Here is a 15,365-nt window from a genome sequence, read left to right as displayed (position 1 = left end):
GGCCTCAGTTGTCCGCGACCACCCTCAGCACCTGCGCCCCGAACTGGTCGAGCTTCACGGCGCCGACGCCGTTGATCTGAGCGAGCTCGCCGCGCGTGCGCGGGCGCTGCACGGCGATGTCGATGAGCGTGGGGTCGGCGAACACCGTGAAGGCGGGCTTCGACGCCTCCTGCGCCACGCCCAGCCGCCACTGTCGCAACGCCTCGAACAGGTGGGCCTGATCCGCGTCGAGCCCCTCGAGACGCTCCGCACGGGACGCACGACGCGTCGCGGGGCGGGCGGCCTGCGGCCACCACTTCTCGAGGAAGCGGGTGCGCTTGCGCGTGGCCCTGCCACCGCTCTTGCGGGCCCGCGCGTAGCTCAGATGCAGGTGCTCGCGCGCACGGGTGACGGCCACGTACAGCAGTCGGCGCTCCTCAGCGACGGCCTCGTCCGTCTCCGCGAGGGAGATCGGCATCAGGCCCTCGGAGCAGCCCACGATGAAGACGGCATCCCACTCGAGGCCCTTCGCCGCATGCATCGTGGTGAGCGTGACCCCGTCCACGACAGGAGCGTGCTGGGCCTGGGCGCGCTCCGCGAGGTGCTCGACGAACTCGCGCATGGTCGCCTCGCCCCCGGCGTCGGCAGCGAAGTCGTCCGCGAGCTGCGCCAGCGACTCGAGCGCCTCCCAGCGCTCGCGCACCGCGCCGCGAGCGGCTGGCGCCTGCTCGCTCCAGCCCGCCTCCGCCAGCGCAGACCGTACCCGTTCGCCCAGCGGGAGCTCCGATGCCGCGACCGCCTCACCTCGCAGCAGCACCATCGCCTTGCGGACCTCGTCGCGATCGAAGAAGCGCTGACCACCCCTCACGAGATAGCCGATGCCGCGCTCCGACAACGCCTCCTCCAGCGCCTCCGACTGACTGTTGGTGCGATACAGCACCGCGATCTCGGCAGCGGCCACTCCCCCGGAGATCAAGGCACCGACGCGGTCGGCGACACCGGCCGCCTCCGCAGGCTCGTCGTCGTAGGCCGTGTAGATGGGCTCCGGGCCCGAGGGCCTCTGCGCGACGAGCTCCACTCCGGAGCGGACGCCGCCACGCTCGGCCATGAGGCCATTCGCGAGATTCACCACCTGCGGGGTCGAGCGGTAGTCCCGCACCAGCCGCACCACAGCGGCGTCCTCATAGGTGCGGGTGAAGCCCAGCAGGTGGCGCGGGCTCGCGCCCGCGAACGAGTAGATGGTCTGCGCGGGGTCTCCCACGACGCACAGCTCGCGGCGCTGTCCCAGCCACTGCTCGAGCAGGAACTGCTGCAGCGGCGACACGTCCTGATACTCGTCGACCACGAAGTGGCGGTACTGGCGGCGAATCTGCTCCCCCACCTCACCGTGGCGACCGATCATGTCCGCGAGCAGCAGGAGGATGTCCTCGAAGTCGAGCACCACCGCGTCCGACTTGGCCTCCTCGTACGCCCTCATCACATCCACCACCTGCGCCGCGGCGAGTCCCGCGGGCGTCGGGCGTCCCTGGCGCGCGATGGTGGCGGCGTAGTCCTCTGCCGCGACCAGGGAGACCTTGGCCCACTCGATCTCGCTGGCGAGGTCGCGGACCGTCAGCCGGTCCGGGCTCAGTCCCGCGTGGCGAGCGGCGCGACCCACGAGGGGGGCCTTCTGCTCCACCAGCTGGGGTATCTGACCTCCCACCACCTGGGGCCAGAAGTAGCTGAGCTGGCGCAGGGCGGCGGCGTGGAAGGTGCGCGCCTGGACGCCGCTCGCGCCCAGCGCGCGCAGCCGTTGGCGCATCTCGCCTGCGGCGCGCGCTGTGAAGGTCACCGCGAGCACCGACTGCGGCGCGTACGCGTCGACGCGCACGCCGTACGCGATGCGGTGGGTGATGGCGCGGGTCTTGCCGGTGCCCGCTCCGGCGAGCACGCACACCGGACCGTGCAGCGCTGTCGCGACCTCGCGCTGCTCGGGGTCGAGCGCGTCGAGGATCTCGTCTGCGGACATGGACCGCATTGTGTCAGGTGGCTGCGACACGGATCGACGCGCGCGAGAGCGCGATCAGTCCCCCTGCACGCGCGTGAGCGCGGCTCCATCGCCGTGCCACGCGTCGAGCATCGAGCGCGCGATCGAGCCGCGAGGAGCGAGCACGACGGAGCCGTCGCGCACCCGCTCCACGAGCTGATCGCGGGTGAGCCACATCGCGTCCGAGATCTCGTCCTGGTCGAGCCGGAGCACCGTGCTCACCGCTCGCGCGCGGAATCCCACCATGACGGAGGCGGGGAATGGCCACGGCTGCGAGCCGATGTACTCCAGGCCCGTGAGAGCGAGGCCGGCCTCCTCCGCCACCTCGCGGTGCACCGTCTGCTCGAAGCTCTCGCCCGGCTCGACGTAGCCGGCCAGGTGCGAGTACCGGCGCGCCGACCAGTAGCTCGCGTGCGCCAGCAGCAGCCTGTCGTCCGCATCGGTGATCGCGACGATGACCGCCGGGTCCGTGCGCGGGTAGTGGTCCCGCTCGCAGGACGGGCACCGACGCACCCACCCTCCGGCTCCCACGACTGTGGGAGTCCCGCACCGCGGACACCGGGCGTGCGCGGCATGCCAGTGCGCGATCGCGGTCGCGGTCAGGACCAGGTCCCGATCGCGGGCTCCGCGCGGGTGGGCGTCCAGGGCGCCCAGCAGCGCGCGCGCCGGCACGAACTCGCGCTCCTCGCCCGCATGCGCGCCCTCCTCGCCCGCATGCGCGCCCTCCTCGGCCGCCACCGCGACATAGTCCCGCTCGCCGTCGTGCCCGAGGTAGGCGACGAGCGCATCGGCGCTCCACCCACCCGGCTCGACCAGATGGAGCCCGTCGGCGCCTGCCAGCACCGTGCCCTCCCGGATCACGACCGCGTGCGCGTGACCCACGTGGTCGGACTCGCGGCGGTGCGCCGCACGGTCGACCGTCATGGGTGCGGCGAAGGAGCCCGGGGAGATCACCGCACCAACCTACGCCACCGCGCCGTCGTGCCTGGTCGGGCGGCGTGGGCTGTGGCGCGTCTCACGCAGGAGGTTCTATCGTGAGGGCGTGCCTCGTTCTCCGCTCGCGCTCGCCGCGCTCGCGTCGGTCGCCGTGCCCGGCCTCGACGTGTATGACGTGCTTCGAAGCCCGCACTCCGATGCGGACTTCGACGTCGTGGTGGTCAAGGACGCCACCGGCACTCGCTGGATCGTGCGGGCGCCCAAGCGCCCGGCCGCCGGCGCGGCCCTCGAGGCGGAGCGCAGCCTGCTGACGGCACTCGCGCGCGCCCACGACACGGGACTGATCCCGTTCGACGTCCCGCGACCGCGTGGCGCCGCCGCCCTCGCGGACTCCGAGGGCGGCAGGGCCGTGGTCTACTCGGAGGTTGCCGGCAGCCCCCTGGTGCTGGCGCGGGTCGACGCCGGTCCCGGCCTCGCGGCTGACCTGGGCACGTCGATCGCGAAGATCCACGAGCTCCCTCCCACCCTCATCGAGGACCAGGGACTGCCCACCTACACCGCGGAGGAGTACCGGGAGAGGCGCATGGCGGAGCTCGATGCGTGCATCGACACCGGCAAGATCCCCCCGCGACTGGCGGACCGCTGGGAGCACCAGCTCGAGAATGTGGCCTGGTGGAGGTTCGAGCCCACGGTGGTCCACGGAGACCTGGGAGAGCACCAGATCCACGTGCGCGGCGACCGCGTCACGGGCGTCGCCGACTGGATGGATGCCCGTGTCGCGGATCCTGCGGACGACCTCGCGTGGCTCGCCGCCTCGGCTCCGGAGGACGTGCTCGAGTCGATCGTCGAGGCCTACCGCATGGCGCGCCGCGAGACTCGGGACCCGCATCTGCTGGACCGCGCCCGGCTCTCGTCCGAGCTCGCCCTGGTGCGATGGCTGATGTACGGCGTGCGCACGGACAACGCGGACGTGATCGCGGACGGCGAGGGCATGCTGGCGGACCTCGAGGCGCTCCTGTTCGACGACCCGACCGCCTAGGTCGCCTGGGGTCCGTCCATGGCGTCGAGGCGCTCGAGCGCCTCGTAGGCCCGAGCCAGACGCGCCGGTTCCGGCTCGTCCCACCAGTACGGTCCGCGCTCGCCCAAGCCGTGCTTGGCGATGTTCACCCTCTCGCGCGCCGCAGCGACGGCGGCGTCGTCTCCCGTCCGGCGTGCGGCGCGCACGGCCGCTCGACCGCGCCCCAGATGAGACTGGAGCGCCGCCACCGTGTCGCGGGGCAGCACGGGGTCCGTGCGGCGCCAGCGTCTGCCCTCGATGACGAGCCATCGCTCGTCCGAGGCCGGACCCTCCGCTGGGGGGTCGTGCACATCAGCCATCGGCGATCACTCGCCGCGCAGCAGCGCGACGATCTCGTCGCGCTCCAGGAGCCGTTCTGGCCACACGGTCGTGTCCGCGCCCACGTAGTAGAACGCGGCGTCGACCTCCTCAAGAGGGATTCCCTTCCACGCTGACCATGCGAGTCGATAGATCGCCAGCTGCACCTCGCGCGCGGCGCGCTCGTCTGCGTCTGGCGGCGGCGCGCCCGACTTCCAGTCGACCACCGTCACCTTGTCGAGGCCCTGGCCCGGCGGGAAGACGGCGTCGATGCGCGAGCGGATGGTGACGCCGCCGAGCGGCATCTCCACCTTGACCTCGATGTCGCTGGGCTGGCGGCCGGCCCACTCCGAGGCCTCGAAGGTCGCCCGCAGCGCCGCGATGTCGTCCCCGTCGTCGCCGTCGTCTGCGAGCATCGCGTCCGGCTCCCACAGCGTGGGATGACCGTAGTGCGCCTCGATCCATGCGTGCATGGCCGTGCCGCGCGCCGAGGCGAGAGTCGGCTCCTGCGGCACCGGCCGGCGCAGCTGTCGCGCGAAGGCGTCGCGATCACGGCGCATGGCCACCAGGTGGGACGCCGTGAGGTGGCCCGGCATGGGCACCGCCGCTGCCGGGCCGCCGCGTCGCGCGCGCTCGGCGAGCATGGCCTCGATGTCGCGACCGAACGGCAGGTCCTCCCATGCCGTGGCAGGCTGCTCGCGAGCGTCGAGCGCCTCTCGCACGCGTGCGGCGAGGTCTCGACGCGTGGCCTGCTCGGCACTCGGCGGCCCCGGCCACAGCGCCATCGCCGGCTCGCGCACGGGCCGCTCAGCGTCCTCCGCCGGCTCGGGCGCCCAGGAGGTGTCGTCCACGACTCCCGCGTCGCGCAGCTCGGCGAGGAACAGGGACGGCGCCGAGCGCGAGGCGGCAGCGGTCCACCACGAGCCGCTCAGCAGCACGTGCGAGCGGGCCCGGGTGAGCGCGACGTAGAACAGTCGCCGCTCCTCGTCCACGCGGTGCGCCCCGGCCTCCGCCTTGAAGTCCTCGATCGCCTCCTTGAGGCTCGCGCGATCGACCACGTCGCCCAGGTCGAGGGGAGGGAGGTCGTCGCGGTCGAGCCGCAGCGGGTAGGGAAGCTGGCCGGCCTCGGACATCCATCCGCTGTCCTTGACCATGATGCGACGGCGGCCATCCTCGGAAACGACCGTGGGGACGGCCCCCGACGGGAACTGGCTGCGGCCGCGCGTGCTGGCGCCCTGGGTGAGTCCTGGAACGGCGACGATGTCCCATTCGAGGCCCTTCGCGCTGTGACACGTGAGCACCTGGACCGCACCGGGCTCAGGCTCCTTGACCGGAGCCGTGAGGCCACGCTCCTCATCGCGCGCAGCGTCGAGCCATGCGAGGAACGCGCCGAGCGTCGCGCGCTCGGCCCCTGCGGCGAAGGTGCGGGCGGCGTCGAGGAATGCGTCGACATTGCGCGATGCGCGACCATCCGGGCGGCTCACCTCTGCCTCGATGTCCAGGCACCACGCACGCTCGGCGAAGGCGATGGTCTCCGTCAGAGACAGGTACGTGTGCTGGCGGATCGCGCGCACCACCTCGCGCAGCGTCGCGAGCCGGGCGAGCCCTTCCGGGGTGAACGAGCGCCCCTCACGCGAGACCCATGCGGGCCCGGGCAGCGAGTCCAGCCCATCGACGATGGTGCGGGCGTGCTCCCGCAGGCCGGGCACGCTCCTGTCCGCTCCGGGCGAGCGGTCCGCGTCATGGTCGGACCAGTCCTTGAGCGCCATGAGGTCGCGCGGCCCGAGAGCGATGCGCTCGCCTGCCAGCAGCCGCATCAGCGAGTCGCCGCGCGAGGGATCGTGGGCGACCTGGAGCAACGCGATGAGCTCCGCCACCTCCGGGGTGTCGATGAGCCCGCCGAGGCCGACCACCTCGTAGTCGAGCCCGGCCTTCGCGAGCGCCTCGACGATCGAGCCGAACTGCGAGCGGCGCCGGCACAGCACGGCAGCCGTGGGCTGGACGCCTGACCTCCCGATCTCGCGGCGCCTGGCGACGATGAATGCCGCAACGGCGTCGGCCTCGTCGCTCAGGTCCTGCGCCATGTGCGCCACGACGCCAGGCGCGGCGCGCCTCGGCTCGGGCCGGCCCAGGTACTGCCCCGTGGACCGCAGGGGCTCCACTCGCACCGCACCCTGCTCCGGCAGCGCGCTCGCCACCATGTTCGCTGCCGCGAGCACCGCCGCCTCGTTGCGCCAGGACACCGACAGGCTCCGTCGGGAGACGTGCTCGGCGCCGCCGAACTGCTCCACGAACGCGGACAGCGCGCTCGCCGAGGCTCCGCGGAAGCCGTAGATGGCCTGGTTCGGGTCCCCCACGGCCATCACGGGGTGATCCGCGCCGAACATCCGCGCGAACAGCCGCAGCTGCGCGGGTGACGTGTCCTGGAACTCGTCGAGGAGGACCACCCGGTAGCGGCTGCGCTCGATCGCCTGCACCGTGTCGAGGTCCGCGAGCGCGACGCCGTAGGCCACCTGGTCGGAGAAGTCGAGGTACGACCCCTCGCGCTTGCGGCGCAGGAACTCGTGAGCCATGGGCGCGAGATCGATGAGCGTGGTGAGCTGCTTGAGCGCGTTCGCCTCCGGGGTCGGGTTCCCGTTCGCGTTGACCAGTGCCGTGCCACCGCGGGCACCGGGCAGCGCGGCGAGTCCGTCCAGTGTGCCTCGCGCCCAGTCCCGTACCTCGAACGGGGTGGTGAGGTGCTCGCGGGTCTGGGCGGCGAACGAGGAGACGGCGCGCGTCAGCGTGCTCACGGACGCCGCGGTGTCGACGGGGTCCGACCACTGCGACACCACCGCGTCGGCGATCTGCCACAGTGCCGCGTCGGTGAGGGTGGCGGCGTCGGGGTCGGTCCCCAGCCGCAGGCCATGCTCGGCGACCAGCGACGCCGCGTACCCGTTGTAGGTCGCGACGCTCACCGGAGGACGGGCCGGGTCCGCGCCGAACACGGACGTGATCCGGGCGGCAGCCCGCTCGGCGATCTCTGCCGCGGCCTTGCGGGTGAACGTGAGGCACAGGATCTCGTCGGGGCTGATGGGACGCCCGAACAGGCGCTCGCCGTGGTCCAGCAGGTAGACCATGCGCATCGACAGCGTCTCCGTCTTGCCCGACCCGGCGCCAGCGACGATGAGGGTGGGCTCGAGCCCCGCCCCGATGATGGCGGACTGCTCGGGCGTGGGGCTCGTGTCGGGCGAGATGATCGCCGCGAGCTCCGGCACCGTGCGGCTGTAGCCGTCGACGTGGCCGGACTCGATCGGCTCCGTCATGCGTCGCTCACCTGGTGGCCCTCGGGCTGGATGGGACACGCACGCCGTACCGGGCACCGCCCGCACATGTCGTTCTCGACCGCGAGGAAGTGCGTCCCGCGCATCGTCTCGACCACGCTCGCCAGCCGGGCGCGCTGCGCGTCGACGTCGATGGGCGGCTGCTCCCTGATGGAGTAGCCCTTGTTGCCCCCGCCGACGAACACGAGCGCGGCGCCCTCGGCATGGTCGACGCCCTCGAAGGCCTCGTGCGCGGCGGCGAGCTGGTACATCGACAGCTGGGCGTGCGTGGACGGGTCTCCTGCGTACTGGGGATCGCCGGTCTTGAGGTCGACGATGCGGGTCGCCTCGCCTCGGGTCTCGACCCGGTCGGCGGATCCTGTCAGGAGGGCGTCCTCGATCGCGACCTCGAAGCGCTGCTCGAGCCCCACCGCGTCCGCTGGGTTCGCAGCGAAGTACTCCGCGAGCCGGTGGATCATCGCATCGGCCTTGGCGCGCAGCACCCGATCCGGCAGCGACTCCGTGCCTGCGATCTCGGACCAGCGCTCGTCGAGAGCGGCGCGCAGCTGCTCCTCGGTGCCGGCGGGATGCGCCTGGGCGAGCTCGTGCACGAGCGTGCCGAGCTGCTGCTTGTCCGAATCCTGCCCCACTCCCCCAGCGCTCTCGAGTGCCCACCGCAGCGCACAGCGCTCGACGCCTTCGACCTTGGACGGGGACACGCGCACCGCCCGGTCGGGCTCGAAGAAGCCCTCCGCGGTGGACGGCGTCGCGACACCGCTCCAGGAGGACGGGTGCGCGCCCGGCACGCCGAGCGCGGCGAGGCGGGCCAGGGCCATGGCGTGGGTGTCATCCCCTACGGCCGATGCGCGGCCGCCCTCCGCGCGCAGTCGCGCCACGGCGTGCCGGAGGTCCGACACGCGCGGCACGGTTCCCGTGGCCGCACGCGTCACACCGGTCGCGGCCTCGAGCCAGTCGACGAAGCGCGACGGCCGCGTGTCCTCGTCCTCGACGCACGTGAGCACCACCCGCGAGCGAGCGCGGGACAGCGCCACGGCGAAGGCTCGGGCCTCGTCGTCCAGCACGGTGCGGCGTGCCGACGCGGCGAGCCGCGACCGCGCCTCGCCAGTGAGCGGCTCCGCTGGCGCACGGTACGCGAGGATCTCCGCCAGGTGCTGGGCGCCGAGCACGGAGTCGCGCAGCCGCAGATTGGGCCACACGCCCTCCTCGACGCCGGCGATGGCCACCAGGTCCCATTCCCGGCCGGAGGCGGAGGCGGGGGTGACGAAGGCGACGGCCTCAGTGCCCTGCGCCCGCGCACCCAGGCTGTCGACCGCGAACTCCTGTGACGTCAGGTGGGCGACGAAGCCCTCGGCGGTGATGCCGGGCCTGCGCTCCTCGACGTTCTGCGCCTCGCGCAGCAGGGCGATCACGGCGTCGAGGTCGGCATCGTCGCGCGCGGATCCCGCGAGCGCGGCCTCGCGCCAGTGGTCCGCGACGCCCAGCGCGGACCACAGAGCCCAGATCACCCGGCGCGGCGACGTCTCGCCTGCCGCGTGCGCGGCTCGGGCATGCTCGACCGCGCGGCTCGCGCGAGCGGCGGCGCGCGCCTCCTCGCCGGGCAGGCTTGCCCACCGGGCGGAGTCGGCCAGCGCATCCACGAGGAGGTCTGAGGCGGCGCTCCTGCCCCCGGCGGCGCGATCCTCTCGCAGCAGTCCGCGGCGCAACCGCCGCAGACCCACCGGGTCGAGCCCGATCAGGCGCGAGGACAGCACCTGGGTCGCCAGCTCCTCGCTCCATGGCTCACGGCCGGCGGCGACCAGCATCATGCCCAGCAGCGGAGCGACCACCGGCTGCTCGTGCAGCGCGACGCCGTCACCCAGCGACTCGCACGGGACGTCCGCCGCGAGCAGATCCGCGCGGAGGCTTCGCAGCTGGCCGTTCGAGCGCGCGATCACCGCCATGCGCCCCCACGGCACCTCGGGTCCATCGATGCCGTGGCGCGCGCGACGCAGGGCGGCCGCGATCGCGCGGGACTGCGCGTAGTGGTGGGGCGCCACCAGGATCTCGAGGTCGCCCGACGCCTCGTGGGAGTCCGCCGCCGCGCCCCTACGCGCGGAGCCGACCGACTGGATGCCGATGCGTTCGGCCACGTGGTCGTAGGCCCTGGCGACGGTGGGCGGCTGGCGGTGGTCGCCGTCGAGTCGCACGGTGGTGGCGGCGAAGGCGTGGCGGCCCGACGCCGCCGTGGCTTGGGCGAGTGCGGATGGCACCGCGCCGCGGTAGCCCTGCACCGCCTGGTCCGCGTTCCCCACGAGGCACAGACGCGAACCTCCGGCTGCGAGGGCTTCGAGAAGCGCGATCGATGCCGCGGTCGCATCCTGGTAGTCGTCGACCACGACCAGGTCCCAGGATGGTCGCGGGCCCCAGCCCCGCTCCCAGCCGTCGAGGGCGAGCGCGGCGTCCCGCGCAGCGCTGGCGGGGTCGTATCGGAGGCCGCGCCCCTCGAGCTCCTGCCACCCGACGGTCTCGAGATACTCCTGGTAGACAGCCGCCGCGCGGTCCCACTCGAGGCGCCCGGTGCGCGATGCGAGCTCGCGGAGCGCATCCGGCAGCAGGCCCGCCTCGGTCGCACGCATGATGAGGTCCCTCAGCTCCGACCGGAAGCCGGGCAGCGCTGTGGCCTCCGGGGGCAGCACGGCGGACCAGTCGGGCGCCGCGCCCGCCCCGCGCCGATGGCCCTCGAGGAGGTCGCGCAGGATCGCGTCCTGGTCCGCGCCCGTGATGAGGCTGGGAGGGGGCTCGCCGATCGCGTTCGCCTTCGCGGACAGGATCGCGTGAGCGACGGAGGCCGCAGTGTGCACCACCGCCACGCCGGAGGCCCGGTCCACGCTCGCCGCGACGCGGTCGCGCAGGCGCGCGGCGGCGCTGCGCGTGGGTGCCAGCACGAGCAGGCGCTCCGGCGGCATCCCGAGCCGGGCCGCGCGGGCGGCGGCCGCCACGACCACCGTGGACTTGCCGCTGCCGGGCGGCCCGACGACCACGACGTGGCCCGAGCCGCGTACGGAGCGTTCGACTGCAGCGGTCTGGCTCGGGTCGAGATCAGGCGCGCGGAACCCTTCCTCGGGGAGGGCGAGCAGGGCGGCTGTCATGTGCCCATCTCAGCATCCGCCACTGACACAGCCGAGGCTCATCGCCCGGCGGCCTCCAGCTGCACGGCCGCCCGGCGCTTGGCCCTGCGCTCGAGGGCCAGCAGCGCGACCACGACGGCGATGCCGAGGAGGAACAGCCCCACCGCGACGCCGACGTCTCCTGACGGCGCCTCGAGCGCGCCGTCCTCGTCCTGCCACGGCCACAGGGCCCGCAGCGAGCCCACCATCAGCCCCGTCATCGCGGCCAAGGTGAGCGAGCGACGGTGCGCGAGCAGCCACTGGAGGCCCGTCACGAACGCCGACAGACCGATGATCGCTCCGATCGAGAACGCACCCAGGTACACGAGATCGCGGTCGTTCACCGCGGCGATCGTGGGCGCGTACATGCCGAGCACCACGAGCAGGAAGGATCCGGACACGCCGGGCAGCACCAGCGCGCACACCGCGACGGAAGCGGCGCCTGCGACCATCAGCAACGAGGGATCGGACCGCTCGGTTCCGGTGAGCCCGGTCAGCAGGAACGCCGCGACGGCCGCGACGGCCGCGATCGCGTACTGCGGCGCTCGCCAGCGCTCGACCATCCCGATGGGCACGGCGAGCGAGGCGACGATCAGCCCGGCGAAGAGAGCCCGCATCTCCTCGGGGTGGTCCTCGAGGAATGGCGCGATGGCCGCGGCGACCAGCACGATCGCGGTCAGCATGCCGATGCCGAGCGGGAGCAGCACGCGCCACCGCACATGGCTCATGTGCTCGCGCGCGAGGTCCCTGTCGCGGCGTGCCCACGCGACCGCGCCGCGCACGAGCGAGCCGGCGGAGTCGATGAGGGTGTCGTAGACGCCCAGGACGAGCGCCATGGTGCCGCCGGACACTCCCGGCACGATCTCCACGGCGCCGATGACGCCGCCGCGAGCCACGTTCAGGATGAAGTGTCGAGGACCCCGCTGAGGCGGGAGGCCCGAGCCGGGCCCGGTGTGCGCTGACATGGGCGCGAGTCTACCCAGCGTCCTGCTCGCGAGCCGCGGGCGAGGCGGTGGGCTGCGGCGTCTCACTGGGCTCTGGGGCGGGCTCGTCGGGCCAGGGCCACGGGTTGGGCTCGCATTCCTCAGCGAGGTCGCGCTGGTCCGTCATGATGAGCGCACGGCCCGAGGCGCACACGCCGTCCTCATCGCCCAGCAGGTGACCCACGCCATGGTTGACCTGGAACGCGCGCGAGCCGGTGCGGTCCTCGCCGTAGGCGTCGAGACCCGCGGCCCAGTCGTAGTGGCTGATCATGATGAGGCCGCGATCCGCGCAGGTGATCGCCTCCGAGGGGCTCGGCTCCGGGGTGGGAGTCGGCGTCGTCTCCTCGTCCACCGCAGCGCCGATGCTCGCTGGGGCGTGGGGGTTGAGGCATGTGGCGGCGGTGGTCGTCGGGCTCGCCACCACGATGCGCATGTCAGGCGCGCCGGAGGTGGGCACGAACTCGTACCGCCCGCGAGCGCCCCACCCGCGGTGGTCGTTCAGCACGGCGAGCACGAACTGGCTCAGCGCCCTGCCGTTCATCTCCAGGCCGTCCTCGTACTCCACCCGCACCCACTTGACGGAGGCGGCGTCGCCGCTCGGCTCCCCATCGGTGGACCCGACGGTGAACGTGCCCTCGCCCTCCTCTGGGACGGCCAGGGACGTGAGCCCGGCCAGTCGGTCCGCCTCGTCGAGCTGGCGATCGATGGGCTCCACGGGCGGCACCGAGACATCGGGTGTGGGTGAGGGCGTGGGAGTGGAGGACGGTGAGGGCGACGGCGCGGGCGCCGCGAGCTGCTCGCCGATGAGGCCAGTGCCCCATCCCATCGCGATGCCGGCGACGAACGCGACGAGGATCACCAGCACCACGGCCCGAAGGCCGGGCCCACCGGTTCCCCTGCGCGCGAACATCGCCCCGTCCCCTCGATTCACGCCTCTACGATAATCAGTGACGCCATCATCACTGACCACAGGAGGCCACGGTGGAGATCCGGATCGGTATTCAGAACGTCGCTCGCGAGATCGTGCTCGAGACGGACATGGGCTCGGACGAGGTCGCGAAGGCGGTCGCCGATGCGCTCGCTGGGGCGACCTTGGACGTGTCCGACACGAAGGGCCGCCGGCTGGTGGTCCCTGCCGGCGCGCTCGGCTACGTGGAGATCGGCGAGGAGAGCAAGCGGCGCGTGGGCTTCAACGCCTGACGTCCTCACGGCCGCCCTGCGACCAGGTGCAGGGCGGCGTCCGTGACCGCCGCGGCATCGGCCGTCTCCACGTCAACGGCGCCGCCCGGCTCGTCCGGCTCCAGGGGCTCGAGCGTCGCGTACTGGGAGTCGAGAAGGCCCGGCGGCGCGAAGTGGCCGTCGCGCTCGGCGCGCAGGCGCACCCGCGGCTCGAGGACGCTCTGAGGCGCCGCGAGGTGGACGAACATCACGTCGCCGGCCACGGCCCGGAGGAGGTCGCGGTAGGAGCGCTTCAGCGCTGAGCACGCCACCACGGCCTCGTCGCGGCTCGCGAGCCAGGAGGCCACCTCTTCGAGCCACGGCCAGCGGTCCGCGTCGGTGAGCGCGATGCCCGCCGTCATCTTCGCCACGTTGCTCGCGGGGTGGAAGTCGTCCGCATCGGCGAACTCCGCGCCGATGCGCTGGGCGAGGCTCGCGCCCACGGTCGACTTGCCGCACCCGGTGACGCCCATGACCACGACTCGCATGCCGACAAGAGTAGACGTGCCTGCCGGCGCACCCCTGTCCCCACCGAGTTCGGCGCGCCTTGCGTGGAGGGGGGCGTGGTGGAGGGCCGCACGGTAGACTGGTGAGCGACCCGGGGCTGACCGGTCGTCATGAGATGCGCGGTGCCGCTGAAGAGAGCGAAGGCCGCAAGGACAATGATTCGCGATCGGCTGCCCGCCGAAGACGCGCCCGTGTGGGCGCGCGCGATCAAGGATCCACATGACTGACACCACCACGGACGCTCCCGCGCCCGCCCCCGAGAAGACGTTCGCCGAGTACCCCATCAACCCGCTGATCGCTCAGGCGCTCGCGGACAAGGGCATCGAGACGCCGTTCCCCATCCAGTCGATGACGCTGCCCGTCGCGCTGTCCGGCCACGACATCATCGGCCAGGCGAAGACGGGAACCGGCAAGACGCTCGGCTTCGGCGTGCCGCTGCTGCACCGCACCGCGTCTCCCGGCGAGGCCGGCTTCGACGAGCTCGACGAGCCGGGCAAGCCGCAGGCGCTCGTCGTGGCCCCCACCCGCGAGCTCGCAGTGCAGGTGGCAGGCGACCTCGAGACCGCATCCAAGAAGCGGTCCACGCGCATCGTCCAGATCTACGGCGGCCGTGCGTACGAGCCGCAGATCGAGGCGCTCCAGCGCGGAGCCGAGGTCGTCGTGGGCACCCCCGGCCGCATGATCGACCTGCTCAACCAGGGCCACCTCGACCTGCGCTACGTGCGCACCGTGGTGCTCGACGAGGCGGACGAGATGCTCGACCTGGGCTTCCTGCCTGACGTCGAGCGCCTGCTCGCCGCGACACCGGCCTCGCGCCACACCATGCTGTTCTCCGCCACCATGCCCGGACCGGTCGTGGCCCTGGCCCGCCGCTACATGACGCAGCCCACGCACATTCGCGCCGCCGACCCGGATGATGACGGCGCGACCGTCAAGGCCACCGCGCAGTTCATCTACCGCGCGCACGCGATGGACAAGGTGGAGGTGCTCGCCCGCATCCTGCAGTCCGAGGGCCGCGGCCGCACCGTCGTGTTCGCCCGCACCAAGCGCACCGCCGCGAAGGTCTCGGACGAGCTGCGCGACCGCGGCTTCGCTGCCGGCGCGATCCATGGAGACCTGGGTCAGGGCGCACGCGAGCAGGCGCTGCGCGCCTTCCGCAACAGCAAGATCGACGTGCTGGTCGCCACGGACGTGGCTGCGCGCGGCATCGATGTCGACGACGTCACCCACGTCGTCAACTACCAGTGCCCCGAGGACGAGAAGACGTACCTGCACCGCATTGGCCGCACGGGCCGCGCTGGGAAGACAGGCATCGCCGTCACCTTCGTGGACTGGGACGACATCCCGCGCTGGGGCCTCATCAACAAGGCTCTCGACCTGGGGTTCCCGGAGCCCGTCGAGACCTACTCGAGCTCCCCCCACCTGTACGAGGAGCTGCGCATCCCCGCGGGCACCAAGGGACGCCTGCCCCGTGACAAGCGCACCCTCGAGGGCCTCGAGGCCGAGCGGGTCGAGGACCTGGGCGAGACGGGCAAGAAGCCCGGCGGCGACCGTGGTCGCGACGGCGGTCGAGGCGGCCGCGACGGCGGTCGCGGAGGCCGTGACGGCGGACCGGGCGGCCGCTCGCGCGGCGGCCGCGGTGGCCAGGGCGGCGGACGCGGCGGCAGCCGTGGCGATCGCCCGGCCGATGCGCCCCGCGAGCAGGCATCCGGCGCCGGCTCTAGCGATCGCTCCGAGGGCGGCCAGCCCCGCAAGCGCAACCGTCGCCGTCGCCGCTCGGGCGGCGCTGGCGGACAGGGCGGCCAGGGCGGGCAGCCCGCGCAGCAGCAGGACTGACCTCCACACTCCACGAAGGGCTCCGTCGACCACGCG

Annotated in this window: 11 protein-coding genes; 3 read left to right on the top strand and 8 right to left on the bottom strand. The window is 73.0% G+C overall.

Annotation, left to right across the window (positions count from 1 at the left end):
- Nucleotides 1-4: 4 nt before the first annotated feature.
- Both Dac01nite_RS10600 and nudC read right to left on the bottom strand, forming a co-directional pair.
- The gene (locus Dac01nite_RS10600) at nt 5-1,987 is read right to left on the bottom strand and encodes an ATP-dependent helicase (RefSeq protein ID WP_203656770.1); all 1,983 of its coding nucleotides are present in this window, start codon (nt 1,985-1,987) and stop codon (nt 5-7) included.
- A gap of 54 nt (nt 1,988-2,041) precedes the next feature.
- Nucleotides 2,042-2,959, bottom strand: a complete 918-nt coding sequence (gene nudC / locus Dac01nite_RS10595) for an NAD(+) diphosphatase (RefSeq protein WP_203656769.1) — start codon at nt 2,957-2,959, stop codon at nt 2,042-2,044.
- A gap of 88 nt (nt 2,960-3,047) precedes the next feature.
- Here nudC and Dac01nite_RS10590 point away from each other — a divergent pair, with 88 nt between their 5' ends.
- Nucleotides 3,048-3,980, top strand: coding sequence for a macrolide 2'-phosphotransferase (locus tag Dac01nite_RS10590; protein WP_203656768.1), 933 nt, complete (start codon nt 3,048-3,050; stop codon nt 3,978-3,980).
- Here the strand turns inward: Dac01nite_RS10590 and Dac01nite_RS10585 are convergent.
- From Dac01nite_RS10585 to Dac01nite_RS10565, 5 genes are read right to left on the bottom strand one after another with little or no spacing between them, the layout of a single operon-like run.
- The gene (locus Dac01nite_RS10585) at nt 3,977-4,318 is read right to left on the bottom strand and encodes a biopolymer transporter Tol (protein WP_203656767.1); all 342 of its coding nucleotides are present in this window, start codon (nt 4,316-4,318) and stop codon (nt 3,977-3,979) included. The genes Dac01nite_RS10590 and Dac01nite_RS10585 overlap by 4 nt on opposite strands.
- 6 nt (nt 4,319-4,324) lie before the next feature.
- Nucleotides 4,325-7,621 carry an ATP-dependent helicase gene (locus Dac01nite_RS10580; protein ID WP_203656766.1) on the bottom strand — a complete coding sequence of 1,099 codons (3,297 nt, stop codon included), beginning with the start codon at nt 7,619-7,621 and terminating at the stop codon, nt 4,325-4,327.
- Nucleotides 7,618-10,767, bottom strand: coding sequence for an ATP-dependent helicase (locus Dac01nite_RS10575; RefSeq protein ID WP_203656765.1), 3,150 nt, complete (start codon nt 10,765-10,767; stop codon nt 7,618-7,620). The genes Dac01nite_RS10580 and Dac01nite_RS10575 overlap by 4 nt, the downstream gene beginning before the upstream one ends.
- 38 nt (nt 10,768-10,805) lie before the next feature.
- Nucleotides 10,806-11,750 carry a DUF368 domain-containing protein gene (locus tag Dac01nite_RS10570; RefSeq protein ID WP_203656764.1) on the bottom strand — a complete coding sequence of 315 codons (945 nt, stop codon included), beginning with the start codon at nt 11,748-11,750 and terminating at the stop codon, nt 10,806-10,808.
- Between the two features lie 10 nt (nt 11,751-11,760).
- On the bottom strand, nt 11,761-12,699 hold the full coding sequence (locus tag Dac01nite_RS10565; protein WP_203656762.1) for a DUF3152 domain-containing protein: 939 nt from the start codon (nt 12,697-12,699) through the stop codon (nt 11,761-11,763).
- Nucleotides 12,700-12,749: 50 nt separating this feature from the next.
- Here Dac01nite_RS10565 and Dac01nite_RS10560 point away from each other — a divergent pair, with 50 nt between their 5' ends.
- Entirely contained in the window at nt 12,750-12,968 is a 219-nt protein-coding gene (locus Dac01nite_RS10560; RefSeq protein ID WP_203656760.1) for a DUF3107 domain-containing protein, read from the top strand.
- A 5-nt stretch (nt 12,969-12,973) separates the two neighbouring features.
- On the opposite strand, the gene Dac01nite_RS10555 is transcribed toward Dac01nite_RS10560, so the two are convergent.
- On the bottom strand, nt 12,974-13,474 hold the full coding sequence (locus Dac01nite_RS10555; RefSeq protein ID WP_203656758.1) for a gluconokinase: 501 nt from the start codon (nt 13,472-13,474) through the stop codon (nt 12,974-12,976).
- A 238-nt stretch (nt 13,475-13,712) separates the two neighbouring features.
- Between Dac01nite_RS10555 and Dac01nite_RS10550 the strand changes: the two genes are divergently transcribed.
- Nucleotides 13,713-15,329, top strand: a complete 1,617-nt coding sequence (locus tag Dac01nite_RS10550; RefSeq protein ID WP_203656756.1) for a DEAD/DEAH box helicase — start codon at nt 13,713-13,715, stop codon at nt 15,327-15,329.
- Nucleotides 15,330-15,365 lie beyond the last annotated feature (36 nt).

The organism is Demequina activiva, assembly GCF_016862815.1.
Taxonomy (GTDB): domain Bacteria; phylum Actinomycetota; class Actinomycetes; order Actinomycetales; family Demequinaceae; genus Demequina; species Demequina activiva.
Note: the sequence above shows the minus strand (reverse complement) of the source record. Positions and strands in the feature narration are given on the sequence as shown.